Source organism: Merdimmobilis hominis, from assembly GCF_900104615.1.
Classification (GTDB): domain Bacteria; phylum Bacillota; class Clostridia; order Oscillospirales; family Ruminococcaceae; genus Merdimmobilis; species Merdimmobilis hominis.
Genome location: NZ_LT629939.1, coordinates 623,920 through 646,573 on the forward strand (window position 1 = coordinate 623,920; position 22,654 = coordinate 646,573).

Annotated in this window: 31 protein-coding genes and 1 pseudogene; all 32 read left to right on the forward strand. The window is 53.3% G+C overall.

Translation table 11 applies throughout. The annotated features are described in order from the left end of the window. Positions 1 to 358 precede the first annotated feature (358 nt). A complete protein-coding gene (locus tag BQ5353_RS03025; protein WP_054330806.1) occupies positions 359 to 1,474 on the forward strand; it encodes a hypothetical protein in 1,116 nt (371 codons plus the stop codon). Positions 1,475 to 1,488: 14 nt separating this feature from the next. Next, the gene (locus tag BQ5353_RS03030; RefSeq protein ID WP_054330805.1) at positions 1,489 to 2,871 is read left to right on the forward strand and encodes a DUF6138 family protein; all 1,383 of its coding nucleotides are present in this window, start codon (positions 1,489 to 1,491) and stop codon (positions 2,869 to 2,871) included. Between the two features lie 10 nt (positions 2,872 to 2,881). Then, positions 2,882 to 3,724, forward strand: coding sequence for a DUF2262 domain-containing protein (locus BQ5353_RS03035; RefSeq protein ID WP_054330804.1), 843 nt, complete (start codon positions 2,882 to 2,884; stop codon positions 3,722 to 3,724). An 18-nt stretch (positions 3,725 to 3,742) separates the two neighbouring features. After that, positions 3,743 to 3,976 (forward strand): Imm17 family immunity protein, encoded by a 234-nt coding sequence (locus BQ5353_RS03040; protein WP_054330803.1) that lies wholly within the window; start codon positions 3,743 to 3,745, stop codon positions 3,974 to 3,976. A gap of 13 nt (positions 3,977 to 3,989) precedes the next feature. Beyond that, positions 3,990 to 4,202 (forward strand): hypothetical protein, encoded by a 213-nt coding sequence (locus tag BQ5353_RS03045; RefSeq protein WP_071427295.1) that lies wholly within the window; start codon positions 3,990 to 3,992, stop codon positions 4,200 to 4,202. Beyond that, positions 4,199 to 4,594 carry a hypothetical protein gene (locus BQ5353_RS03050; protein WP_054330802.1) on the forward strand — a complete coding sequence of 132 codons (396 nt, stop codon included), beginning with the start codon at positions 4,199 to 4,201 and terminating at the stop codon, positions 4,592 to 4,594. Before BQ5353_RS03045 ends, BQ5353_RS03050 begins: the two co-directional genes overlap by 4 nt. Next, positions 4,585 to 5,172 (forward strand): hypothetical protein, encoded by a 588-nt coding sequence (locus tag BQ5353_RS03055; protein WP_054330801.1) that lies wholly within the window; start codon positions 4,585 to 4,587, stop codon positions 5,170 to 5,172. Before BQ5353_RS03050 ends, BQ5353_RS03055 begins: the two co-directional genes overlap by 10 nt. Positions 5,173 to 5,188: 16 nt before the next feature. Beyond that, positions 5,189 to 6,268, forward strand: a complete 1,080-nt coding sequence (locus BQ5353_RS03060; protein ID WP_054330800.1) for an ankyrin repeat domain-containing protein — start codon at positions 5,189 to 5,191, stop codon at positions 6,266 to 6,268. A 10-nt stretch (positions 6,269 to 6,278) separates the two neighbouring features. After that, positions 6,279 to 6,764: an SMI1/KNR4 family protein gene (locus tag BQ5353_RS03065; protein ID WP_054330799.1), complete on the forward strand. Its 486-nt coding sequence runs from the start codon at positions 6,279 to 6,281 to the stop codon at positions 6,762 to 6,764. Positions 6,765 to 6,775: 11 nt separating this feature from the next. Then, on the forward strand, positions 6,776 to 7,396 hold the full coding sequence (locus tag BQ5353_RS03070) for a hypothetical protein (protein ID WP_054330798.1): 621 nt from the start codon (positions 6,776 to 6,778) through the stop codon (positions 7,394 to 7,396). A 12-nt stretch (positions 7,397 to 7,408) separates the two neighbouring features. After that, positions 7,409 to 7,999 carry a hypothetical protein gene (locus BQ5353_RS03075; protein WP_054330797.1) on the forward strand — a complete coding sequence of 197 codons (591 nt, stop codon included), beginning with the start codon at positions 7,409 to 7,411 and terminating at the stop codon, positions 7,997 to 7,999. Positions 8,000 to 8,013: 14 nt separating this feature from the next. Then, positions 8,014 to 8,853, forward strand: coding sequence for a DUF2262 domain-containing protein (locus BQ5353_RS03080; protein ID WP_054330796.1), 840 nt, complete (start codon positions 8,014 to 8,016; stop codon positions 8,851 to 8,853). A gap of 13 nt (positions 8,854 to 8,866) precedes the next feature. Then, positions 8,867 to 9,502, forward strand: coding sequence for a hypothetical protein (locus BQ5353_RS03085; RefSeq protein WP_054330795.1), 636 nt, complete (start codon positions 8,867 to 8,869; stop codon positions 9,500 to 9,502). A 26-nt stretch (positions 9,503 to 9,528) separates the two neighbouring features. Then, positions 9,529 to 10,083, forward strand: coding sequence for an SUKH-3 domain-containing protein (locus BQ5353_RS03090; protein WP_054330794.1), 555 nt, complete (start codon positions 9,529 to 9,531; stop codon positions 10,081 to 10,083). Beyond that, positions 10,080 to 11,084 carry a DKNYY domain-containing protein gene (locus BQ5353_RS03095; protein WP_054330793.1) on the forward strand — a complete coding sequence of 335 codons (1,005 nt, stop codon included), beginning with the start codon at positions 10,080 to 10,082 and terminating at the stop codon, positions 11,082 to 11,084. The genes BQ5353_RS03090 and BQ5353_RS03095 overlap by 4 nt, the downstream gene beginning before the upstream one ends. A 16-nt stretch (positions 11,085 to 11,100) precedes the next feature. Next, complete coding sequence (locus BQ5353_RS03100) at positions 11,101 to 11,646, forward strand: hypothetical protein (protein WP_054330792.1); 546 nt, start codon at positions 11,101 to 11,103, stop codon at positions 11,644 to 11,646. 16 nt (positions 11,647 to 11,662) lie between these two features. Continuing rightward, positions 11,663 to 11,989, forward strand: coding sequence for a DUF5713 family protein (locus tag BQ5353_RS03105; RefSeq protein WP_054330791.1), 327 nt, complete (start codon positions 11,663 to 11,665; stop codon positions 11,987 to 11,989). A 236-nt stretch (positions 11,990 to 12,225) separates the two neighbouring features. Next, positions 12,226 to 12,573 carry a hypothetical protein gene (locus BQ5353_RS03115; RefSeq protein WP_054330789.1) on the forward strand — a complete coding sequence of 116 codons (348 nt, stop codon included), beginning with the start codon at positions 12,226 to 12,228 and terminating at the stop codon, positions 12,571 to 12,573. 36 nt (positions 12,574 to 12,609) lie between these two features. Further along, positions 12,610 to 13,341, forward strand: coding sequence for a DUF4241 domain-containing protein (locus BQ5353_RS03120; RefSeq protein ID WP_054330788.1), 732 nt, complete (start codon positions 12,610 to 12,612; stop codon positions 13,339 to 13,341). Positions 13,342 to 13,407: 66 nt separating this feature from the next. Beyond that, positions 13,408 to 13,644: a hypothetical protein gene (locus tag BQ5353_RS03125; RefSeq protein ID WP_054330787.1), complete on the forward strand. Its 237-nt coding sequence runs from the start codon at positions 13,408 to 13,410 to the stop codon at positions 13,642 to 13,644. Between the two features lie 15 nt (positions 13,645 to 13,659). Further along, entirely contained in the window at positions 13,660 to 15,141 is a 1,482-nt protein-coding gene (locus BQ5353_RS03130) for a hypothetical protein (RefSeq protein ID WP_054330786.1), read from the forward strand. A gap of 12 nt (positions 15,142 to 15,153) precedes the next feature. Beyond that, positions 15,154 to 15,432, forward strand: coding sequence for a hypothetical protein (locus tag BQ5353_RS03135; protein ID WP_054330785.1), 279 nt, complete (start codon positions 15,154 to 15,156; stop codon positions 15,430 to 15,432). Continuing rightward, a pseudogene (locus BQ5353_RS03140) lies at positions 15,416 to 16,285 on the forward strand (NADAR family protein). The gene BQ5353_RS03135 and the pseudogene BQ5353_RS03140 overlap by 17 nt, the downstream one beginning before the upstream one ends. Beyond that, a complete protein-coding gene (locus tag BQ5353_RS03145; RefSeq protein WP_233424490.1) occupies positions 16,273 to 16,731 on the forward strand; it encodes a C-GCAxxG-C-C family protein in 459 nt (152 codons plus the stop codon). Before BQ5353_RS03140 ends, BQ5353_RS03145 begins: the two are co-directional and overlap by 13 nt. 23 nt (positions 16,732 to 16,754) lie before the next feature. Further along, a complete protein-coding gene (locus BQ5353_RS13510) occupies positions 16,755 to 17,471 on the forward strand; it encodes an Imm51 family immunity protein (RefSeq protein WP_054330784.1) in 717 nt (238 codons plus the stop codon). 15 nt (positions 17,472 to 17,486) lie between these two features. Then, on the forward strand, positions 17,487 to 18,437 hold the full coding sequence (locus tag BQ5353_RS03155) for a hypothetical protein (protein WP_071427296.1): 951 nt from the start codon (positions 17,487 to 17,489) through the stop codon (positions 18,435 to 18,437). A 2-nt stretch (positions 18,438 to 18,439) separates the two neighbouring features. Beyond that, positions 18,440 to 19,129 (forward strand): hypothetical protein, encoded by a 690-nt coding sequence (locus BQ5353_RS03160; RefSeq protein WP_054330783.1) that lies wholly within the window; start codon positions 18,440 to 18,442, stop codon positions 19,127 to 19,129. A 9-nt stretch (positions 19,130 to 19,138) separates the two neighbouring features. Next, entirely contained in the window at positions 19,139 to 19,804 is a 666-nt protein-coding gene (locus tag BQ5353_RS03165; RefSeq protein ID WP_233424491.1) for a hypothetical protein, read from the forward strand. An 83-nt stretch (positions 19,805 to 19,887) separates the two neighbouring features. After that, positions 19,888 to 20,298 carry a DUF5071 domain-containing protein gene (locus tag BQ5353_RS12350; RefSeq protein ID WP_074026303.1) on the forward strand — a complete coding sequence of 137 codons (411 nt, stop codon included), beginning with the start codon at positions 19,888 to 19,890 and terminating at the stop codon, positions 20,296 to 20,298. 226 nt (positions 20,299 to 20,524) lie between these two features. Further along, entirely contained in the window at positions 20,525 to 21,373 is an 849-nt protein-coding gene (locus BQ5353_RS03175) for a hypothetical protein (protein ID WP_071427297.1), read from the forward strand. Between the two features lie 19 nt (positions 21,374 to 21,392). Further along, positions 21,393 to 21,743: a DUF6547 family protein gene (locus BQ5353_RS03180; protein WP_071427298.1), complete on the forward strand. Its 351-nt coding sequence runs from the start codon at positions 21,393 to 21,395 to the stop codon at positions 21,741 to 21,743. A 15-nt stretch (positions 21,744 to 21,758) separates the two neighbouring features. Further along, a partial coding sequence (locus BQ5353_RS03185) for an immunity protein Imm33 domain-containing protein (RefSeq protein WP_143117254.1) occupies positions 21,759 to 22,654 on the forward strand: 896 nt, incomplete at its 3' end.

Consider the following 22,654-nt stretch of genomic DNA (forward strand, 5'->3'; position numbering starts at 1 on the left):
AAAAAAATACATTTATGCCTATTTTTAAGAATGTTTCTATAGCAATCGGTAAATTGATATGATATACTTACCTTAAAAACAGATGTATTTGAATAGGGAAGATATGAGATTATGCAGTGCCTGCAGCTGTGCATATTCTGGACTTATTAGTTGACTGCAGCAATGAGAGGTTCCGATGTGTAGTATCTATAGGTGGCAGACCACCGTTCAGATAGAAAAAAGAATAAAGTCTGAGAAGTTTTCTGTATCTGAAACAGGATACAGTTCCTCTCTTGCGGTCTTTCACACCTTGTGTCGGTCTGTCTCGGTGACAGGCTGATGTAAGGTGTTTTTTGTATTCTGAAAGGAGATGGATTCGATGGCACTCAAATATACTTGTCCCAGCTGTGGAACGCCTCTGGGCTACGAAGGCTTGTGCTGGAAATGCAAATCTGAACAGGAGCGGAAGGCTGCTCTTGCCTGGACACCGGAACAAATTGCCGAAAAACAGAGAAACCTGATTCAGAACATTCAGCGGCTGGCAGATATGGATGACCCAGAGTTCACCGACTTTTGGCAGCTGCTTGGCTACCATGATGCCATCACCCCGGAGATCCAGCGGTCGGCATTGGCCGCAGAGGTGTTCTGGCCCTGTGAAATCTATTATCATGCCCCCGCCGATGTGCGGGATGGTCTGATTCATGCGCTGTTGTCTGCGGAATATTCCAGCGAGGCATCCAACCTGATGAGTTGCCTTGCTATGCAGGGAGATGACAAGGCAATGGAGACTCTGCTGGAGCTGGAGGGAAATCCCCGGCCCTGGTGCAAGGGCCTCTATGTAGATCCATCCAGCTATGCGCAGATCGGAGGCTGGACCTTTGACAAGGAGGGCCAGAGAATCCAACTGGGCTTCGATACCTGCTACCCTATGGTCAAAGGAACCACCGACGAGAAATCTCCCGTCCGCATTGGCCGAGAACGGGAAGATGCCTGTCCTCACTGCGGTGGACGCATGGTGGATATACTGGTGCTGGATGGCCGGGATGAGCGGCTCCGGTTTCTGGGGCTGGATGGTGTCCTGACTGCCACATGCTGCCCCAGTTGTGTGGGATTCCTCAAAGGCCCCGCCTTCAACCGGTTTACCCTGGATGGCGGCGTGGAGGTCTTTCCCTCCGAACTCTTTGACGGAGCGGAGAAGACGGATTGCTATGTCAGTCCCGAGGACTACAAGGCCCTCACGGAAAATCCCTTTGTGCTGGGCAAGATGCCTGTGCCCCTGTTTTACGGTGCGGCCTGTCAGGATGTGAACACCATCGGCGGCTTTGCCAACTGGGTACAGGACGCGGAATATACGACCTGCCCCCACTGCGGGAAACCTATGAAATATCTGGCCCAGATTCAGTGGGATACGGTGTTTGACTGCGCAGAGGGCACGCTCTATGTGGAGTTCTGCCCGGACTGCCAGATCGTATCCATGCAGCATCAGCAGACCTGAGAGGAGACTTTGCCATGAGTTTGCCAAAGCGTGACGGCGTACATGACCGTTACTATCTGATCCACAAGCCGGATACTTCCCCGGAGGTGCTGGCGGAGGCAGATCTCTGCATTCAGGATGTGCTGAACGGCATGGCCCGTGAAAATCACTCCGCCTACCCGACCGTGGTGCGAAATCATAATGGAACACCCTTTCTTCCCAGCCAGCTGTTGGATCGGTATCTGTCCAAACTGCCTTTGAAGGGGTTTCCCTATGAGGAAGCTGTTATATTCTGCGACGCCATGCGGCGGCTGGTGAGCTGGCAGGAGATCCGCTATACATTGGAGAAGTACATAGAAAAGCAAGTGCAGGAGAGGTTCTTCCTTGTGGGAGAGCGGGATGACGGCTTTACCGTCTTTCCACCCTGTACAGTGCGGCCAGAATTGCACCCGGAGGATGTGGATGAAGGCCTGCTGCGCTTTGCCTGCTATGTGGCGGTCTGCCATACGGTGTACGGGCAGAGTTTTGAATCCCTCACCACCGAGCACATCCTCGGCCTGGTCTCACAGCTTCGCCCAGATATGGTGAAGCAACTGAAAACAGCCGGCAGCGGCAAATTACCAAAGGACATCCAGCAGCGTAAGACGGAGCATTTCACCGCATCGGCCAACGATGCTTTCGCCACCATCCGTATCACCGCCAGGGACTCCACGGAGGAGTGCTATTCTGAAATCCTGGACTACCTGTGTGCGGTGCTGGAGCAGGAGGAATTCCCCCGCAGTTACTCGGTGGAGTTCAGAGGAAAGGAGAAGATCTATCTGCCCATTCCCGGCTTGCCCAAGAAGGGAGTCAACCAGCTCTTTGCCTGCGCTGTGCAGCACCCCAATCTGCATCCGGCGATAGAGCGATACGCTCGTCTGGCTATGCGGGAGTATGAGTGGTACCAAAACCTCGCGGATGAAGCCTGCGCCATGCCCGGCTCTTTTGCTGTGTTCGCTCTGGGGCTGGAGGGAGAACAGTGGGCGCCGCTGGTAACGGAGTATCTGGATCTCTGTGACGACGAGCACTCCTCCCTGCAAGAGAAATTTCTTCATGCCTTTATCCGGAAGTTTGGTTTTCAAACATGGACGTTGGGCGTATTGGTACGGGGCGCATTGTCTATGCAGTGGCTGAAGCCTGCCAAGGAATTCCGCAGCCTGATTGCCAATGCGGAAAGCCTGGATGCGCTGCTGACAGTCAAGCGCCGCTTTTCCGCTTATCTCCTGCCGGAAGAGGACAAGGACCCGAAATTCCGGGCTATCGCTTGGCAGAGCCTGCTCTGGGCCATTTGGGGCAAAGATTCTGAAAACGGCGGCAGCAAGGTCATTAAGTCAGCGCCGAAGGAACTGAAAGAGAAATACCAGCAAGTATTTGCGTAAGGAGAATATCATGAAAAAGAGAACGGTCAAGGACTTTATTGCCCTGTATACCCCAGAAGATGAGGAAAAACTGGTACTGATCCAGAGCGGCATCAGTGCGGACAAAACCTTTCTGGATACCTACTGGACAGCCCATACCCATGCCCTCGCCATGGCGGATGTCCAGACCGGAGAGGTGATCTCCGGCTGCTTCTACCTGAGCTGGCCGCTGACGGACAAGGAGCGGGAAGCAGGTGACTATTCCAAGCGGTTTGCCAAGGGTCAGATCTACCGGATCAAAGCCCGTGCCTGGAAAGGGGATGCCCTCAGCGAACCCCAGTGGTATGTCACGGAGGTACTGGAGGAAGGCGTACCTTGTCCGGCACTGGAGGAGATCTGGGCGGAATATACAAAGCCCATTCTTCTGGAGGATGAAGTGCTGGGGACCCTCACGCTGGAGCGTGAGATGAGCATATTCGAGGGAACCTGTAAATGGATGGGAAAAGAAGTCCGGATCTCGTTGGATGTGGAGATTGAAAGGAAAGCGTCCTGGACCCGTGTCACCAATGTGATGAAGAAACTGGTGTCTGAGCAGGAAGTCTGGGATAAGTCCCTGCGGGCGATGGCCGCCCAGAAGCTTACTGCTCAGGCCAATGAATGGCTGGCGGACAATGACAAGGCCGACCGGGACCCGGAGAAAAACCCCATCACCGAGGAGGAGTTCGCCCGGCGCATCCTGCTTACTGAGTTTACAGTATCTCCCGGCGGTCGTTTTACCGCCTGGTATGAGGATGACGATATGTTTTGGGGCCATGTGATCACAGTGGATGGAACGCTGAAAAAAGGCCCCGTTGACGCTGATATACAGGGATAAGCAGAGGAGGAAACCCAAATGAACAGTGAGCAGATCACGGCTTTTTTACAGGAACATTGGAACTGGGTAACCCTGATCATCGGCGCTGTCCTGCTGATCGGGGCAATCATGAACTGGAACTGGCTCTGTGACCCCACCGGCAAACCGGATTCTCACCGCTACGGTCGTGGTTCCAGGCGGGCGATCTTCTTCCTACTGGGAGTCGTACTGATCGTAGTCAGCATCTGGAGCCTTGTAATGGCGCTGAATTAGGAGGCTGTATCCCATGACACAAGAAGAACAGATCCGCCTCTATCGGCTGATGGAAAAGCTCAACTGGTTTTTCCACCAAGAGATGCACTACCTGGATCGGGAAACGGCGGAAAAGACCGCACGAGAGTGTTACCCGGAGATTCGGGATTTTACATACGACATTTTATGGAACGACCTGCCCAAAGAGGTCCAGGAGAAGCTCATGGACGAGGAGGAATCCCTATGAGTACGCTGATTTGCTCTTTTGATGGTCTTCACGACAACAGAGTCCTCTGCTACTGCGCTAACTTTGAATCCCATACTCTGCACATGGATACCCAGACCGAGGCCGGAGAGAAAGTATCCATCCGCTTCACCGGACTGCTGGCCCACTGGTTTGAAAATGTGATCCAGGACAACATCCTCTTCGGCATGGACGAGATCACCGTGGACGGTTTTTCCCAGCAGTACAAAGACCTGCTGGGTGGGACCATCTCTTATGGCTTTCCCGCCTGCTGCAGCATCGAGGAACTGCGGGAGCGCATGGAACGGGAGCACATCCGGGTATTTGTCATCGACTCTTCCCTTGGGCTGTGCGGATTTGTACTGGCTCAGGAGGTGGAATTGCAATGTCCATAACTGCCTATAAAGTGGAAGCCGTCGGTCATGACCGAACCGGCGAAGACTATGGCTATGTAAATATCATGTACCGCCATGGCAACAAGCAGTCCTGTCCCCGGCCAGACCAATGTGAAAAGATGGAGGTCATGTGGGCGGATGAGAGCGTCTACGGGCCGCCTGCTCCTGGCAGTAAGGTGGGCGATTTTATAAAGACATGGCTGATGGGCTCCTGGAACTGCGGAGTATTTACCCACCGGGAGATTGCCCAGCGGCTCATGGATACCTTCACCGGTCTGAAGCTCAAGGAACTGGCTTGGTTTGAGAACCCCAGAGAAAAGACTCTGAAAAATGGTAAACCGCGTGCGCGCCGGGCCAAGTGGCTGCCGGAGCGAGAGGTCGATCTGGTGTATCTCTACTCCGACTACTATATTGACGCAAGAGAACCTACTTCTGCCCAAACCGACTTTTTCACCGTTACAAGGATGGACGCCTGGGGCGTGAGCACCTGGTTTATGTGTACCCCAGAGGCCGCCGGGAAGCTGATCGCCATGGATTACGACAATCTGTCTGTCAAGGAAACCACCATTGTGGGATAGAGAAAGTAGGTGCCTTATGTACCAAATTGCATATATTGGCCGTTGGGAGACCCTCCCGGAAACGGCTGCCGCCATTTGTGACCATGACACTCCCAAGCTGGAGGCGCTGCTCAAAGGCGGTTTAGATTTAGATGTTCCCATCCAGCTCAGCGAATACATCAAGCTGATGCCATTGGAGATTGCGGTTTTTCGGAATGATGTGCCCATGATTCACTTCCTACTGGAGCATGGAGCCGATCCCAGTCTGGCAGAGGAACAGCCCCTGCTGCTCACCGCCGCCCGCTGTTGTGGGCCGGAGGTGGTGGCGCTCTTTTCTGAACAGGCCGCAAAACTCACCCTGAAGCAGAAAGAGCGGGCCTTCCAGGAAGTGCGCTGGGGCAAGCGCCCGGAGAACATCCCGGTGCTGGAACAGGCCGGGATCACAGTGGACAAGTTTGGCGGCGAGGCATTCCGGGCGGCTGTGTCTGAGGGCAATACCAAACTTGCCCGACTGCTTCTGGAAAAAGGGGCAGACATCAATTACCACAAGCCGGACATGGTGTTTCCAAACGCCCCCACCGCTGTCACCGAAGCTGTTCGACACAAAAATCTCCCCATGGTGCACTGGCTCATTGAGCAAGGAGCCGACATCACCATTGCTGACAAATATGGTGACCGACCTTACACCGTGGCGGTACAGAACAAAAATCAGGAACTGGCCGACTACCTGAAGGCCCTGGAACCGGAGGAATGGCACAACGAGCAGGAAAAGATTCGGCAGCTCATGCCCTACAAGCTGCCCGCTAAGCTGGTGGAATACTTGAAGACCGGCCCCCTGCGGCTGGAGTTCCCGGATCAGGAATGGGTGAAGTGGGCAGAACTCTACTCCTTCATGGATGTACAGGAGATGACTTGGAAACGGAAGAAGTTGCTCTCCCTGATGGTGCAGATGGACAACTACAGCGACTATCTGCTGCTGTGGAGCCCCAGGGACAAAAGGCTGTGGTATCTGGACATCGAGCATGAGGAATTCCACCCTCTGGCCAAATGGGATGACTTCATCGCAGATCCCGGCCGGTATCTGAACGGGATGATCGAGGGTGAGTTTGAGGAATGAGGAGAAGGCGATGAACGCATTACTTGAAAGCCTGACCAAATCTCTGACAGAACAGGGTTGGAAAGTCGAGATTCAGGAAAACAATCAAATTCCAGCAGAGATTGCTCAGCGTTATGATTTACTTCCGACAGATTATATTTATTTTCTCCGAAACATGAAAGCGTGTGTCAACAGTGCAGAAACCGTGTGGATGCTTTGTCCAGATGACTTTGCTCCACAGGGAGAAGACGGATTTGCCTGGAACGAGTTTGAAAAAATGAGTCTGGATGCCGCCGAAGGAGACAATAGCTGGACAGCGGAAATCAAATCATTCTGGAACGACCATCTGCCTATCTGCTTGTCACTGAAAGATGGATATTCCTACTATGCCCTGTGCCTGAAAGATGGAACCATTGTCACCGGAGAGGAACCGGAGTTTGAAGAAACAACGCAGGTTGCCCCTTCTTTTCGGGATTTTCTGCAAATGCTTTGCAATGGCGAGTTGGATTTGGAATAAGGAGTAAAGCCATGACATCAATAGACTTTCTGAACAAGGTACATAAAAGCCTGGACTCGCAGGAATATAGCCTCTCGTATTCTCCGGACAAGTCCAAGAATTATATGCTGTACTGCAACGGCAACTTCATCGGCGGCCTGTTCGATGAGGAGCTGTGCTTCGTCTACGCCGACAGCGTGAGTGAGCTGTTGGGACAGCCGGAACCCGTCTACCGAGGCTACTCCAGCACCGCCCTGCACAGGATGTTGGTGATTCCGGAGGAACACTGGGCGAAGGCGCTGAAACTGCTCTATGCCGAGAAATTCGACTGGAGCCGTTTGGTGTACGACATCACATACACCAGCATTGGCGCAGCAGTGGTGGAGGACTTCTACGACGAGAATGTGGTATTCCTGCGCTTCTGCTTTGAAAAGGAGCTGCTGAAAAAGAACCCTCTGGACCGGCATGGCCGCATCCTGCGGATGGTCTATCTCAATCAGGACCTGACAAATATCGGTAAGAATTTGTTTCCTGAGTTGCTGGACAAGTTCCTCGTTTTTACAGATCGCAAAGGAAAAACCAGTCTGGAAACCATGCTGAAACGGTGGTACACCGCTCTGGAGAAAGAGTACCGCAGCCAGATAACGGGATAAGGAGGCGACAACATGACAGAGGAAAACAGAATCTACATCACCCATCTCAAGGTCACGGATGTCCCGTGGCACCGGCTCACCACCGCCTATGGCCGGGGGACGAATTTTCCCGCACACCTGGCAGTGCTGGAGCAGATGGGGGATTTGGCGTCCGTCAAAGAGTCCCTCTACGAGCTCACCACCAACATGGAGCACCAGAGTACCCTTTGGCACGCCACCCCCTTTGGCATGGTGTTCCTGAGCCGAATTCTGGAGAAGGCCCTCGCAGACAGCGGGCAGAACCCCGTAGCCCATTTCCTGGCCGGGGAACTGCTGGACTTCTTCTCCTGCATCCTCCAGTGCTTCCACGACGGGGATGAGATGGAACACGCCGAGCCGCTGCCGCTGTTCTCCGATCTGCTGAAGGAAGAATACCTATGGTCGGAGGAATACGACGAGGAAGAAGATGAGATGCGCTACGAGGAGGATGAGGTCTTCCCCGATGACCTGTTCTATAGCTTCTATTACTACTCCTGGCAGGCGGTGAAAGCCTACCAGGATGTATTGGAGCAAGTCCCGGCAGAGTTTGCCCAGCCTGCTGCCGCAGTGCTGGAACTGCTGTAAAGGAGGCTGCACAGATGTTTGAAGAATTCTATGAGATGTATGAGCCCGAGGAGCAGGAAGTGGTCGCGCTGATCAATCGCTGCATTGGGGGCGGATATAACTGGAAAGGCAACTTTTGGGAAATGACCGTTGTGACGCTGGGTATCGTGTTCTGTGACACCGGCAAGGTCAGCACCAAAGAGGAGCGGCTGGATTGGCCGGTCACCGAGGAGGAACGCAATAGTGACAAAGGCTGGGGACGCTTTGGCAAGGAGCAGATCTGCCGCCTGAAGATCCGCCGGATGAAAGAAGAATGGGCAAAGGATCTGGTGGTGCGCCCCTGGTGTATCTCCGAGATAGTCAATGCCCATGAGGACTGCCCGGAACTTCAGGCCGTTCTGGACGAGTACCACAAGCCGGTGGTGATCCAGGACCAGGTGCTGGGAGAACTGACACTGGACAAGGACTATGATACCTTCGAGGGTGAAATCCAGTGGTGCGGAAAGAATGTAAGCCTTTCTCTGGAGGTCAATGCTGAGAGCAAGCCCTCCTGGACCCGCGCCCGCAGTGCCGCCAAGAAGCTGCTGGCCGACTGTGAAACCTGGGACAAAGCCATGCGGGAGCTGGCAGCCAAGAACCTGACCGAGTTGGCCAACAACTGGCTCTCCCAGGATGAGGGAAACCCCCGAAATCCGGAAACAGACCCAATCACAGAGGAAGAACTGGCCCGACGGATCAGCATGACGAGCCTGTCCGTCACCTCCGGCGGCAGCTTCACCGCCTGGTTTGACTGCAACGAGATGTTCACCGACCATGCTGTGACGGTCTACGGCTCTTTGAAAAAGGGCCTTAAAGCTGCCAACATTGAGGGGTAAGGAGGATAGCATAATGATTTCCACAAAAGATTTATCTGGCCTTCCCAATGCGGAGCGCCTGAAAAACTTCTGCAAAGGGCTGGCTGCTCTGGACATCATCATGGTGGAGGAGGAATGGAGCTTCATCCGCCACTATACATACAACCCCGCATGGCGAAAAGGCAAAGAGGCATTTTTTGCCACTGATGGCAGTGACCAGAGCATGATCGTCATGTTTGCGCCGGAAGGCTGTGTAATCAACGGTGTGGATTCCGAACTCTACGACTGGGAGGAAAAATTTCCCCGTATCGAAGACCTGACGGATGGAATGCCCTCTGCTTTACAAAAGCTCATGGGTAGCCGTGAAGTCAAAAAGATGAAAAGTACCTTCTGCGTCTGGACGGAAGATGGCACCACCTGGCACTGCAATCCCATGGACGGCGAGGACGCATCCAAAGATTTGCTCTCCACGATTGATGGTAATCCACAGAGCTATGTGGATTACGGGAAGTGGTTTTACCCAGCAGACCTGCCTTTGGAGGCTGTGCGCCAGCTTGCTGATGGGGTTCCGGTAACAAAAGAACTGGTCGCTGTGTTGAGCCCTAAGCGTAATGAATGGGAAGAAATAAAGGCGGGTCTGGACAAGATCGGGTATCCAAATGAACTTTGATTGGCAGCCGACAGGAGAGGATTCGAATGATCAAAGAACGCATCCCCATCTCCGGCGATCTGGGCAGCAAGGTCAAGCAGCTGATGGAGTACGCCGGATGGCGGGAAGGACGAAAAGTGGACATCTCCATTGCGGAGAAGTATTACGCCGATCATGGCGTCCCGATGATGAAGACCACCCAGCGGTTTTACCGCAAGTATTTCGGCCTGTGCTGTGAGTGGTATCTGGAGCAGAAAAAACTGAACTGGGCGGCTGACTTTCAATTCGCTTTGTTTCCTTACCTGGTCAACGGGATCAAAAACCATTTGGAAGAAGCCTATTTTCGGGATATGTCCGGCTGTGAACTGGCAGAGATCGAACAGGCTGCCGGTGAAAAATGCCAGCCTATCGGTCATATCGGCTACTACTACCCGGCGGAGGTTTGGATCTCCGAGTACGGGAAACTGTATGCGAAATATGAGTATCAGGATGAGATCGAGTGCTTTCCGGATGTGTTTGCCCTGATTGAGCGGGACCTGCGGCAGTGTAAATTTGATTCCGCTGCCATGAAAACGGTTGAGGCACTGGATGGAAAACTATGAAACAGGACTTTACTATTTGGCGCAATCAAATATTGCAGAATCCCCAGAACATTTTACCGCTGAAATTTGGTATGCCACAAGATGAGGTCATAGAAATCTTCGGGAATCCCGATGCTGTTTCCACCATGAGAAGCGACAGGAAACCTTTGATCCTCAAATATCATGACATTGAACTGCATTTCGATAGAAAGGCCCCTCATGGGCTCTATTTGATTTACAGCGACGATGAGATCGAACTGAGCATAACTGGCATACACGAAGAACTGCTGCAGCCGATCACCGGCACAGAGCCGGTGGACAATGAGTTTTTCCTTCAGGATGAAGCCGTTTATTTCTCTGGCCTATATGAAAACGGCTTGTTGAAGGGTATTTCGCCCAAAGACTTCTGCTGTTGGCATTACTGGGGCAAATCCTCTACGGCCTGCTTTCTCGGTGGGATTCGCCTGCGTGGAGCAGACCCGGCATCATTTCGGGTGTTAAACTATGCCTACGCGATGGACAAAACAGCCGTCTACACCACCAGCGGGAGAATCCCAGATGTAGAGCTGGCAGCCTTCCAGGTGTTGGACAACGGCCAGAACGATTCGGGTGCGCCCCAGGGATATGCAAAGGACGGCCGGCAGGTCTACTTCCACAACGGAGACGGCAAGGTGAAGATCATCAAGGGCGCGGAAGCTTCCTCTTTCCGCTCGTTGGGCGATACCTATTTTGCCAGGGATGAGAAACGAATCTATGCTTATGGTAAGCAGCTTCCCAAGGCAGATCTGCTCTCATGGGAATTGCTCAGTCACTGGTATTCCCGCGATGCTAGGCGGGTGTACTACCTCAACCGGGAGATCAAGGGGGCGGATCGGGACAGTTTTACGGTATGCACCCCGCCGGACGCACCACCGCTTGCCGATCATCTTGCCCGTGACAAGGAACATTTTTACCAAAACGATGAGATAATTGAAGAACCGCTGTGGCTGGAAAGGCTGCATGAGTTAAAACCAGAACAGTAGACGGAGGGAAACGGCTATGGATTATTTGAAAGCACTGCGTGATGACCCTGATCTGGCAGAGAAGTTTGATTCCCTTTTTGACTTCTTTCTGCTGGATGAGTTGTCTCCGAGGGATGAGGTAGATGGTCGAGCAACCTTCACACTGCCCGGTATGGCTTTTGCCAGAGATGGCTCCGGCGGAGAATATCACCTGTTGGAAGATGGCTCCATCGGCTATTACAGCAGCGAGGGGGAGGCAGGCCGTCTGGCTGAGAGCATGGATGACCTTTTTTCACTGATTGTGAGCTGCATCTGCTGGCACGACTGCTGTGACGCAAAGGAGTATGCGGACTCCAAAACACTGGAGGAATACGAGCAGAGGCAGCGCAGCATCAATTTGGAAGATATGGATATGGACAGCTGGCGGCGGGTAGCTGATGCTCTCGGCCTCCCTACCGATGAGCCGCTGGCTCCGGTTCTGGAGCGATTTCGCAAAGCAACACAGCGCCAGCCTCTGTATCAGTGTATTTTCCATGAGGATGATGGCAGCTTGACCGAATCATACGGCTTGATGTTTGAATGAGAAAGGAGCAATCCCTATGAAAGCATTTGATCCCAACTACAAGTTGCTGGACGAGATGTATCAGGACGATTACTATCCTGCCTTTCTGGTGGACAAGGTAAAGGACGAACTTCAGAAGGTCATCGACCTGCTGGAGAGCGGCGAAACCGACACCGAAGCGGTGCAGGAAAAACTGGACGAGGCTGTCTGCGGCATCAATGACCTCCAGGATGAATTTTATGAGAACGACAGCGAGATCGAAACCGTGGCACGGGATTGCATCGGCGTTACTGTGGACTACATTTTGAAATGGTTTGGCATTCCTATTGATATGGAGGAGGCCATCCGGGAAAGGGACTGGTAATATCCATGGCAGAAAAAGAGCTGGCAGTCTGTGATGAGTGCGGCAGCCTGTTTTTCAAAGGCTCCTCACAGATGATGGGACTGTGCCCGGAATGTGCTCATGTTCTCTATGGCTACCCAAATTGTCCCCATCGTTTCCTGAATGGCCGGTGTGTGAACTGCTACTGGGACGGCTCTAAGAGCGAGTACATCAAGCATTTAGAGGAGGATTGAGTCAAAAAGGGACTGGTGAAGACAATGTCCATTGAAAATATGTTTGGCGAACTGGATAAGATCGACATTCTGGCAGAAACCAAAACCGGAGAAGTGGTGATGGTTTTGGTCTGTAATGGCTTTATTGATGGCTCCCCGGAAACGCAGAAGGCCCTGCTGGGCAAGATGGAGGGCTATCTGAACTACACCCAGAGTGAGGAATTTCAAAAGGAATATAGTGGCTGGCCAGTGATTCTGCGTGTGACCCTTGGCCGGGAGCCGGATGAGCGCATCCTGGCCCTGCTCAGCAAGTGCCCTGCGTGGGCGGAGGACTACGGCGTAAAGCTGGAAATTGAAATTGGAGGAAAACAGGTTCGCATTGTAGAGAGCTGACCTATGCTTAAACCGAATCAACAGGAGGAAACTACCATGCCGACTACTGAATGGCTGAACAAATACGAATCCATCAAGGACAAACTGGCATGCAAAACGGACCTGGACGCCCATTTCACAGAGAAAGTGATCGGGAATATGGGCGTGGATGTGCTGGACATTGGCACCGTCCATTTCCCCACCGGGACGATCTTCGCCTGCGATCCGCTGGTGGAACTGGAGGACACACCGCCCTTTATCCAGACCATCCCCGCTGGGACTTATCCTGTGAAGATCTGCGTGGTGCCCAGTGAGAAATACGGCGACCGCTACGCCTGCGTCGAGGTGGAGGTAAGCGGAGAAAAGCCTGTCCGCTATGAGCTGGGTATGACAGGGCGAGAGGATCTGGATGAGGAGCTGGGAGAGGACGAGTATTTTGGCTTTGGCGTAGACGCTGGGATGGGCTGTGTTGCGGACATCCAGACCCAGGCGGCCTTCAAGACCTACTGGGCCAAGCGACTGGAAGAAGACCCGGATATCGATCCCTATAACGACCTGTTCTGCGATCTTCTGGAGGAAAACGCCAAAGCCCACCCCAAATATCAGGGGGACTACGGAGACTGGCTCAACTGGACGGTACCGGACACGGACTGCAATCTGCCCATCTTTGCCTCTGGCTGGGGGGACGGCTACTATCCGGTCTACTTCGGCTATGACGCGAAAGGTGAAATCTGCGCCGTGTATCTGCGCTTCATCGACATTGAAGCCAGCTACAAGGAGCAGGCGTAAGGAGGGAAGCAGCGATGGATTGGCCAAAACGGGTGCGGACAGTGGACTGGATTATGAGGGATACGTATGCCTTGGGTATATGAAGCCTTTGGCCCAGACGGTCAATGCAAATTGTTCGGTGTGAACATCTTTGACTACGACTGGCAAACCACCGGCAAGCGAGTAAAAGTCCAAGACCCGATCTATCACCAAGACCATACCTTCGAGGTCTGGCAGGTGGAGATTGACGGGCAGATCCACCGCTTTGCTGCTGGAGAGTTCTCCAACTGCGTATGGGGATTCTATCTGGAAAAGAACGGATGAGAGGAGCGTGGCGCCATGAAAGCCAGCGACGGAGAGGTCTATACAGTCTACAACCAATATCTGAAACGCTACACCGCCTGTCAGGTGGCCTATATTGCGCCGCCGGACACGGTGAGCAAAGAATCTTGGGCGGTGATCCTCTCTCTGGATTGGGTGGGCGACGCCCCTCTGACTGCGGAGGAACTGCCCCATCTCCGCCCGCTCTACAAGGACTTCATGTACTGGTCCCGCGACCTTCATCTGCTGCGGGTGCCGTTGGAGGTTCCGCCCCAGTATAAGCTGGTGGGCACACTTCCGCCCTTCACCGACCAGCCCTGCCGCTCCTACGGAGGCTGGAGTGACGGCTATGATGTGTATCTCCAGATCCGGTGGCAGGCCATTCCGGAGGAACGGCGGCGGGCCTTCAAGGAGGCCATGGACAGTGACGAGCAAACGGAGATCGGCGGTATCCAGCTGAAGGTCAACAGCCATCGGGTGACGGACCAGTATACACCATTTGATTCGGCGCTGAAACTAAAGGCGCTGCCTTGCCTCTCCGAACTCATTTGCGAGCGGTGGCACCCAGATCTGCTGGAGTTTTTGCGGGGAAATCCCTTTGTTGATGAAGTGACTTTGCTGAACCACGGTCAGAGGACACTTGATCTGCGGGGCACCAGCATCAGAAAACTGATGCTGGACATGACCGGGCTGGAGGAGCTGTGGCTGTGTGAGGGAACAGAGCAACTCCTGTTCCAGAACAAGGGGCTGGACGCCTGTGCCATCCATGCCCCCGAAGATGGCAGCGGTCTGACCCTCCAATTTATCGGGGAATACCGCCCGCACACGGAACTGCCGAACTTACGGGGGCTGCATGGTATCGAGCTGAAGGACTTTGATTTGACCGGACTGGCTGCGGTTCATCCCCACCTGAAGGAACTGCGGCTCTGGGGCGCGCCGGGAAACCTGGGGAACTTCTCAGCCGTAGGAGGGTTCCGGGAACTGACGAACCTCTCCACCTTCGACCTGTTCGGCTTCGGCGCAGCTGACATCCCCACCCCGGAGCAGATGCCGGAGCTTCGCTGGTTCTGGATGACCAGCCTGCCGGAGACGGCAGCAAAAGCGGCAAAGCAGCTCTGGAAAAGCAAGCCGGGAATGGATCTGCGGATCACTAAGGCCCGGAAACCGGAGTGGCTGGCGCAAAACCTGGACAATCCCTTCCGGGGCTGGGACGGTGCGGAGCATATCCCTGCCGCCGCTGCGAAAAAGGCAGCCAATCAATACCGCAAGACCCGTTCCCAGTTGATGAAGCTGGCCGCTGAACCGGGCGAGGACGCCCAGGCCCAGGCGCTGGATGCGGTGATAGCCTATACCCAGACCTTCAACAAGATGGGCTTTATCGAAACCGAGGAACGGGATGAAATTTACATGGCCCTGCGTGGTATCCTGGATGCCCTGCCAGGCGATACGCTTCAGAAAGATTCCCTGATTGAGAAGTTTGATGAGCTTCGTGATTTTTGAGGAGGGGCGAGAATGGACCAGACAGTAATTTACAATGGCCAAATTCTTACCTTGACGCGCTTTTGGGCGACGGGAGAGCCTTGCCTTTGGATCACTGACCCGGAGCAGATCGGGATGCCTAAAATGGAATTTGTGGGAGGCCACCCGGACGAATACTGCATTTTTCTGAAAAATCTGACTGAAACAGAGCTGGCACAGATCACATCCCTGGACGGCGTTCCGCTGGATGTGAAAGAAGAACTGCAGCAGCATCTAACAGGAAAGGACAAACCCTATGGCACTGCAAGATAAGAAAATCATGCCTCCCCCTTGGCTGGCCTTCCCGGAGATTGAGCGATACTCCATTGGCTGGCGCATGGGCCATGGGGAGGATTACATATACCGATTTGGCGATTGGCTGGACACCCTCTCACCAGAGGAGCAGACGGAATACCGCACCCTCTTTCCTGAGCCGGTGACCTGGAAGGGCTGGTGGGATAATGAGGACAGCGGCGAGGTGCTTGAGCACGGTGACTTCTTGGTGGATGCGTGGCAGCCGGAGGGCCAGCCAAAGTACACCCGCCAGTGGCTTCGGCAGGAGTTTGCCGCCGGGCGGAAGCGGGAACTGTGCCTGTTCTGGGGCCATCAGCCTACCCAGGACAGCCAGCTGACAAAAAGCTGCCTCAGCCAGTGGTGGATGGAGGACTTCTATACGACGGCTGACTCCTACCTCTGCATGGAGCAGTATATGATGGCTGCCAAGGCCGAGCTGTTCGGCGACAAAGAGATCCGGGACCAGATTTTGAAATGTAGCGACCAAAAGCAGATCAAGGCCCTGGGCCGCAAGGTGCGGGGCTTTGACCAGAAGGTATGGGACAAGTTCAAATACGCCATTGTGCTGCTTGGCAACTGGCACAAATTCAGCCAGAACCGCGAACTGCGGGAGTTTCTCCTTTCCACCGGGGACAGCGTGCTGGTGGAGGCCAGCCCCTATGATGCCATCTGGGGAATTCGGCTTTCCGCCAATTCCCCCGAGGCTCAGGACCCCATGAAGTGGCTCTGACAAAATCTTCTGGGCTTTGCGCTGATGGAGGTGCGGGACGAGCTGCGCCGGGTGACACAGAATGAAATGTTTTGCGATTGGAGTACAGTATGGCAGAAATGAAACTCTATGAACTGGTCAACCACTACCACATCGGCACGGAACTGACCTGTGCCGAGGCGATGTTCATGGCCTGCAATGAATATTATCATCTGAACCTGTCCGAAGAGACCCGGAAGATGTTCTCCGTCATGGGACTTGGGATGCAGACCGAACAGTCCTGCTGCGGCGCCTTCACCGTGGTGGTGGGAATCATTGGGCTGATGACCGCAAAAGAGGGTCAGACGGATGTGAGCAACATGGAAGGCTACCAGATGATCGCTGAATTGACGGACTTCATGCTGGGCTTCTATGGAACGCTACACTGCGTCGAGCTGCAACAGCTGGAAATCATGGGTTATGAAAACCCTTGCCACGCCATTGTGGAGGCTCTGGCCAAGAAGTTGGAGGAGTTGCTAGCGGGCCGCAGGCTTTTCCAGTCGATAAATGGGGGACAGCTCAGTTTCTGATATGCTGGAAAGGGAGGGAAGACATGAAAGACTTTTACCAATATGGAAATAGACAGGATGACCAATGGGAAGTTCTGCCCTGGATTCCCGATCCGCGCCCGCCCTTCAAAATCTGGGTGAAGCCGGAGCAAATCGCGCCGTTCTTTCTCATTCCCCACCACCCCTATGCGATCTCCCTTCTTCTGAAAATCAGCGACGGATTCCGGACGGAGGAATTCCGCAGGCTGGGACTGAGCGGCAGTAGCGAAGACTGGAAACGGCTTGTTCGGGGCGTGATCCGGGAGTTTGAGGAAAATAACAGCGGCGTGGATCTGTTTCACTTCGACTCCGACGAAGATGTGTTCTGCGTGTACTCCCAATACATCGACGATTTGATGCTACTGTCCAAAATGATCCGGGCGGCCTGTGACAATGAAAAAACGATGCGGACTTATCTTGGCAAGAACGAATACATCAAGCTCTTTTGGGAGGGCGCACCGGAGGGTGAACCACTGGTCATCCTCTATGAAGTGGATACCGAAAATAAGCGGCTGGTCCATCGCTCTATTGACATCTTTGCGGATGGCCGCACCCATAATATTCCTGACCTTTACGACGGCGCCATCGAGATTACGCCGATCCCCACCGTAGAGGAATTAAACTCCCATGTCTGGGGTGAGGAGTTCCACGCCTGTGTAATAGAGAAAGCAGAATTTGAGTCCATCTGGGAAACTCACACCTATGATGGAGCGTTAAAGTAACCAGGAGGAGTCCCTATGAACAAATCCTTAAAAGCCAAAAATTTGCCGTTGTTCTCCATCATTGACCTGGACCAGCTGCGCCGGGAAAACCATCTGGAGGGCACAGAAGTGACAGACTTTTTCACGGCAAGGGATGGAAAAGTTTATCTTCTCATGGAGCAGCTGTCCGAAACACAGGGTAAGGACTGGCTCAGCACTCCTTCCACCTATACCGCAGTGGAAATCCAGCTGGATTGGGCGGAACAGCGGGTGCTGGAAACGACGCTGTTTCCTCTTGGCCTCTTGAAGTTCCAGTTTCATTATCTGCGGCCTGTTGGCGAACACTTCCTCCTGCTGGGGGCAAGGTGCGCCTATCGGGAAAACGGCCCCGACCAGAACGCCTGGATCATCAGCCGGGACGGAGCTGTGCTGTCCCGTTTCTGCCTGGGGGATGGCATTCAAGACTGTGTGGTAAAAAAAGATGGCACCATCATTACCAGCTACTTTGACGAAGGTGTATTTGGTAATTACGGTTGGGATGAACCTCTGGGCGCTTGCGGCCTGATTGCATGGACATCGGGGGGAACTCCTCTCTGGAAGAATGAGAAGTATCCCATCTACGACTGCTATGCCATCAGCCTGGACGAAGAAGAAAACCTGTGGTTTTATTATTACGATGAATTCCGGCTGGTGCGGACGAACTTCAAAGAGGACTTTGTGTTTGAACTGCCAATCGAAGGAAGCGGAGCTTTTTCTGTTGCCCCGTCCGGCAATGCCTTCCTGTTTCAAGGAGGATACCAGCAACGGGACAAATTCTACTTCCTTATCGCTCATGGTGATCGCCTTGGGCAAAAGCGGGAGGCGATTCCCACCTGTGATGGAAACAAGGTCGCTGTGGAGCAGTGCAGCCTGCTTCGCAGCCAGATGCTGTTCCTCGGAAAAAACGGCGTTCTCTATGGCGGGGTACTTGGTGAAAGCGAGGAATGACAATGGTTGAGATCAATCGTGTCTGGCTCAATGTGGATACAGACACCAACAAAATCACATTATTCGGCCGCCCCCGTGTATCCATCCATGTGGATGAGTACATTTGGAGTTTGATCGAAGAACATATCGTGAAGCCCCATAAGCTCATGCGCAGCGAAAAGCATAGGTATTTGCTGAAAATTGCCTTTGGACAATTTGATCCGGTGCGGCACCGATATTATCCGCTTTCCCCGTACAACGGACCGCTTCGGGAAGGCGTCAAGCCGGACAGCGCAAACGGATGGTATCCCCGTGAGGACTTTGCAGACTCTGCGGAACGCGCCACCTGGTTCTCTCCCGATAAAATCTGGACAAACTGCGGCAACAAGGTTCTGGATGTCAATATTGATGCCGCCAATGTGAGCGAAAGCATCACCCCCAGAGAATACGCAGACTTGCTGTTCGATGGGATTGGGGCAGCATTGGTGTTTAACTTCAAAAGGCTCAAGCGCGAGGAGTTTGATGAGCTGAAACCCAAGATCGACTGGAGCATGGTAGAGAGTTTTCCCTTTCCCGCACCCTTTGAGGAGCAACAGTACATTGGAGACGAGGGCAAAATTCATATGTATTCCTGGGATGGCCGGCAGGAAACGAACCTTGTAGGCCCTTATTCTGTGCGGGAGTTATATCTGGAGCATTTCGGAAAATTGTGAGGTGAGCACATGGCAGAGGGCATCCGTGAACGCCTACTGGAGCAGGCAATAAAATTCCATCAATGGCAGGAAGCCACTTATCCCGGCAAAACCAGCGAGGAACTCGGCGGTGAATGGGAAGTCGATTATCCATACTGGAATGATACTTACAGTGCCTTTTGCCATGTGTTGACCCAAATGGATGCAGAAACGGCAGACAGCGTCCTACTGGATGAGATGGTCTATCTGATCGCCAGGGACAACGAAGCGGAGGGTTTTATGCAGGAGACCACTTCCCATCCACAATGGTTTGAGTGCCTCTGCCGCAGGGCCGCAGCCTCCAATGAGAGTGAGGCCAAGTGGCAGTTTGCCGCGTATCTGCCGGAATGCACATGTAGTCAGGAAGTCAAAGACATGATCCTGGACTTCGCAAAGGACCCCAATGAATATGTGAGCCGGCGGGCGCTTTTGGCAATGCCCGCTCTGCGCCCTGACTGTGTGGAACAGTTCGCTCCGCTGTTCTGGGAGCGGAACTGTTATTCCCTCGAATTACAAGAATACCAGCGGATCGCTGTTCTGGTCTCGCTGTACGCCATCCATTCCAGTCTGCTTCCACAATACTTGGAGCAGGCCAGGCAGGATGGCCGGCGCTATCTGCTGGAACACGCAGAAAGGATCGAAGGAGGACTACTGTGAACGAAAATTTATTCCGCTTTAAGAAAGAAAAAGGTATTTGGAGAACGATAAAATAAAATTTGTGATGGAGATTAAGAGCTAATATGACAGATATTCACGACTTGGTGCCAAAAAATAAATTTGATAGTTCAAATATAGAGAGGCTAAAACACCTTACTGACAATGAGATTGAGCCGATATTACCCTCTCTTTTGGAGTGGATACAGGACTGTAATTGGCCTGTTGCTGGTGATATTTTGCCGGTGCTCGCTTTACATCAATCAGCCCTTGTCCCTTTAATTCATAGAGTTTTAAGTCCACATGAAAAAGACGACATATGGAAGTATTGGATTATCACCTGTCTGGCACCTCTTTTTTCCGATGAGAGCATAAATTGTATTCTCTCAGATATACAGAGGATTGCAAAAAGTCCTACACAGGGCGAATTAAGAGAAGAAGTACATGAAGCCGCTGTTATCTTCTTGCAGAACAGACTATCAAAAACAGGTCGATAACTTCCCATTTATCGGGGAGATAGCAAAGCCAACCGAGCCAGCAATGGTCAAGATGAACTGCACATTTCATGAGCCGCCGCTGACAGCCTCGACTGTCTTTGCTGATAGGCAATCAAGCCGGTTTTTCGGCAGGTGGCAGATATAAAAAAGGAAAATCTGGACACCCGGCTGTGGGGCCGGTGTGGAACCTATTATTTACAGAAAAAAGACTGAAGGAGGCGTCAACATGGATGTCGTGAAACTTCCCAAGAAAGTCCGTATGGTCTGCTATGAGATCATGGACGGCAAAGAAGAAGCCTTGGACACGCTGGAATCCTTTGCCGATAAATACCCCCATCAGGTTGCGGCGGTCAAGGCCGAGGTCGCCTATTTCAACCTGGACTATGAAAAGGCGCTGGCTTTGGATCTGACCATCCTTCCTTGGCTGGAAGAGTGGTATTACAGCAATGTGAGCGATGAGCACATGATTGCCATGACGGTGGCCGCCATCCAGCTCCACCGGGAGCAGGAGCTGATTGAGGCGCTGACGAAGGAACAGGCGCGCATCCGGGCTGAGAACGGCCTCCCCCAGCGGGATCGTTTCTGTGACATCCTGATGGACTACCTCAAGCGGGGCGTTATGCCCTTTGCGGACAACGGCAAAAACTACCCCTACCATGAACCGGAGGAACCTCAAACGAAGGAGCAGCTCTGGGCAAAGCTGGTGGAACAGAATAAGAAGCTCTCGCCAGACGATTCCGATGCCAGGCGGAAACTCTATAACCACTGCTGTATGTTCGGAACCGCCAGGGATGCCGTAGATCTCTTTGAGGAGATTCAGGGTGTACCCATGGCTGACTCCTCCTATCGGGACGCAATCGCCCGCTATCTCTATTTGGGTGACCGGGAGAAGGCGCTCCAGACAGCAGAGCGGTTGGCAACATCACGGCTGTGGGCGGTTGCCGGGCCGACGCAGGTGCGTCCCATGTCCTTTTTTGAGGACCCGAATCTGCGGGAATTTTTGCTGGAGCCGGAATCCCTTCGGCGCATCCGGGAAGCTGCCTTCATTGATGACGGGAGCTTAATCCGGAAATAAAGGGAATGGGGGATCTGCCATGAGCAAGGCGCTGGAACTGTATAAAGCATTTATTGATGGCCTTGTGGAGCGGAAAGACAGCATGACGGCACTTTGTGTCAAGGGTGATGGCTTTCCCAAGACGGAGGACAACAAGGCGAAGAAAGATCTTCTCGCCACACTGACACCGGAGCAGAAAGGTGTGCTGGCCGAGATGCTTCAGGACGAACATATTGCGGGTATCCATACTGCCCTTGCTTATATCAATAAAATGATGGACTTGGATGGTTTGGAGCTTCATCAGGACGGTGAATCCTATCCCAACGACTATTTTGAGAGTTTGCATTATGACTTCATCAGCCGTTGTAACGGAGATAAGTGGCCGGAATAAAAGGAGGCGTGACGGATGTATATCAAAAAATACTGGGGCAACTTTATCGGAGGTTCCGATGACAGCCTGAACCTTGTGGCGTTTCTGGAAGACCAGAAGAAAGAGGAAATCCCCCTCAGCGAGATTTTCGCCAAGATTGGGCTGGACAAGCAGAACTGGAACTTTCGTCAGACTGTGGGGTATTTGGAATTTACACACTCCGATGGCGTGGAGATGGACTTCCATTTCGCCATTGATGTGGTCACCGACCTGGCCGCCATCCTGTTGGAGTGCAGCGTCAGCGGCAGTGTGAACCTCCACGATCTGGACGAGTACAACACCCCCTCCCGCCGCATCCGCATCACCGCCACGCCAGAGGAACACGACGCCATGAACAAGGCCCTGGCAGATTTTGCCCAGAATCCGCTGGAATATGACCTCAGTGAGATGATGGACGACGAGGAGATCCAAGAGATGGCTTGGGATGTGGAGGCGCTGCGGAAGGAGCTGTACGAGGCCGCTGGCCGCAACCGGGACTACCATGTGAAAGCGGAGGATGTGAAATACCTCCTTCCTGGCTGGGAGGGAGCAGATGGCTGTATCGCCACCAACCGTATCACGGTGGAGGGCTGCAAGGTCGGCTGCTGCTACCGGGAAAAGCCGGATGGCGACTGGGACAGTGGCTGGCGCTTCACCGCTGGTGATGAGAGTGAAGCGTACATGGACGACCCCAACAATGCCGGGATTTATAAGCTGAACACAATCTGCAACGACGATCCCGACATCATCCCTCTGCTGAACACCCCCGCCCCCTGCGCCTTTGAGCGGGATGAGAACGGCGTGTTCCAGCAGATCAAAGACTGGAAATCGGATGAGGACGAGGAGGACCCTGATATGGACATTTTGAAACAGTGCCAGAAGTGGCATGAGAA

What these genes read in the sequence shown, in the direction of transcription:
- BQ5353_RS03120 (WP_054330788.1), top strand. Translation starts at nt 12,610, where the DNA reads ATGCCGACTACTGAATGGCTGAACAAATACGAATCCATCAAGGACAAA.
- BQ5353_RS03175 (WP_071427297.1), top strand. Translation starts at nt 20,525, where the DNA reads ATGGATGTCGTGAAACTTCCCAAGAAAGTCCGTATGGTCTGCTATGAG.
- BQ5353_RS03165 (WP_233424491.1), top strand. Translation starts at nt 19,139, where the DNA reads ATGGCAGAGGGCATCCGTGAACGCCTACTGGAGCAGGCAATAAAATTC.
- BQ5353_RS03070 (WP_054330798.1), top strand. Translation starts at nt 6,776, where the DNA reads ATGACATCAATAGACTTTCTGAACAAGGTACATAAAAGCCTGGACTCG.
- BQ5353_RS03145 (WP_233424490.1), top strand. Translation starts at nt 16,273, where the DNA reads ATGGCAGAAATGAAACTCTATGAACTGGTCAACCACTACCACATCGGC.
- BQ5353_RS03055 (WP_054330801.1), top strand. Translation starts at nt 4,585, where the DNA reads ATGTCCATAACTGCCTATAAAGTGGAAGCCGTCGGTCATGACCGAACC.
- BQ5353_RS03060 (WP_054330800.1), top strand. Translation starts at nt 5,189, where the DNA reads ATGTACCAAATTGCATATATTGGCCGTTGGGAGACCCTCCCGGAAACG.
- BQ5353_RS03065 (WP_054330799.1), top strand. Translation starts at nt 6,279, where the DNA reads ATGAACGCATTACTTGAAAGCCTGACCAAATCTCTGACAGAACAGGGT.
- BQ5353_RS03135 (WP_054330785.1), top strand. Translation starts at nt 15,154, where the DNA reads ATGGACCAGACAGTAATTTACAATGGCCAAATTCTTACCTTGACGCGC.
- BQ5353_RS13510 (WP_054330784.1), top strand. Translation starts at nt 16,755, where the DNA reads ATGAAAGACTTTTACCAATATGGAAATAGACAGGATGACCAATGGGAA.
- BQ5353_RS03180 (WP_071427298.1), top strand. Translation starts at nt 21,393, where the DNA reads ATGAGCAAGGCGCTGGAACTGTATAAAGCATTTATTGATGGCCTTGTG.
- BQ5353_RS03125 (WP_054330787.1), top strand. Translation starts at nt 13,408, where the DNA reads ATGCCTTGGGTATATGAAGCCTTTGGCCCAGACGGTCAATGCAAATTG.
- BQ5353_RS03155 (WP_071427296.1), top strand. Translation starts at nt 17,487, where the DNA reads ATGAACAAATCCTTAAAAGCCAAAAATTTGCCGTTGTTCTCCATCATT.
- BQ5353_RS03045 (WP_071427295.1), top strand. Translation starts at nt 3,990, where the DNA reads ATGACACAAGAAGAACAGATCCGCCTCTATCGGCTGATGGAAAAGCTC.
- BQ5353_RS03085 (WP_054330795.1), top strand. Translation starts at nt 8,867, where the DNA reads ATGATTTCCACAAAAGATTTATCTGGCCTTCCCAATGCGGAGCGCCTG.
- BQ5353_RS03030 (WP_054330805.1), top strand. Translation starts at nt 1,489, where the DNA reads ATGAGTTTGCCAAAGCGTGACGGCGTACATGACCGTTACTATCTGATC.
- BQ5353_RS03115 (WP_054330789.1), top strand. Translation starts at nt 12,226, where the DNA reads ATGTCCATTGAAAATATGTTTGGCGAACTGGATAAGATCGACATTCTG.
- BQ5353_RS03050 (WP_054330802.1), top strand. Translation starts at nt 4,199, where the DNA reads ATGAGTACGCTGATTTGCTCTTTTGATGGTCTTCACGACAACAGAGTC.
- BQ5353_RS03035 (WP_054330804.1), top strand. Translation starts at nt 2,882, where the DNA reads ATGAAAAAGAGAACGGTCAAGGACTTTATTGCCCTGTATACCCCAGAA.
- BQ5353_RS03105 (WP_054330791.1), top strand. Translation starts at nt 11,663, where the DNA reads ATGAAAGCATTTGATCCCAACTACAAGTTGCTGGACGAGATGTATCAG.
- BQ5353_RS03075 (WP_054330797.1), top strand. Translation starts at nt 7,409, where the DNA reads ATGACAGAGGAAAACAGAATCTACATCACCCATCTCAAGGTCACGGAT.
- BQ5353_RS03025 (WP_054330806.1), top strand. Translation starts at nt 359, where the DNA reads ATGGCACTCAAATATACTTGTCCCAGCTGTGGAACGCCTCTGGGCTAC.
- BQ5353_RS03160 (WP_054330783.1), top strand. Translation starts at nt 18,440, where the DNA reads ATGGTTGAGATCAATCGTGTCTGGCTCAATGTGGATACAGACACCAAC.
- BQ5353_RS03130 (WP_054330786.1), top strand. Translation starts at nt 13,660, where the DNA reads ATGAAAGCCAGCGACGGAGAGGTCTATACAGTCTACAACCAATATCTG.
- BQ5353_RS03095 (WP_054330793.1), top strand. Translation starts at nt 10,080, where the DNA reads ATGAAACAGGACTTTACTATTTGGCGCAATCAAATATTGCAGAATCCC.
- BQ5353_RS12350 (WP_074026303.1), top strand. Translation starts at nt 19,888, where the DNA reads ATGACAGATATTCACGACTTGGTGCCAAAAAATAAATTTGATAGTTCA.
- BQ5353_RS03100 (WP_054330792.1), top strand. Translation starts at nt 11,101, where the DNA reads ATGGATTATTTGAAAGCACTGCGTGATGACCCTGATCTGGCAGAGAAG.
- BQ5353_RS03090 (WP_054330794.1), top strand. Translation starts at nt 9,529, where the DNA reads ATGATCAAAGAACGCATCCCCATCTCCGGCGATCTGGGCAGCAAGGTC.
- BQ5353_RS03040 (WP_054330803.1), top strand. Translation starts at nt 3,743, where the DNA reads ATGAACAGTGAGCAGATCACGGCTTTTTTACAGGAACATTGGAACTGG.
- BQ5353_RS03080 (WP_054330796.1), top strand. Translation starts at nt 8,014, where the DNA reads ATGTTTGAAGAATTCTATGAGATGTATGAGCCCGAGGAGCAGGAAGTG.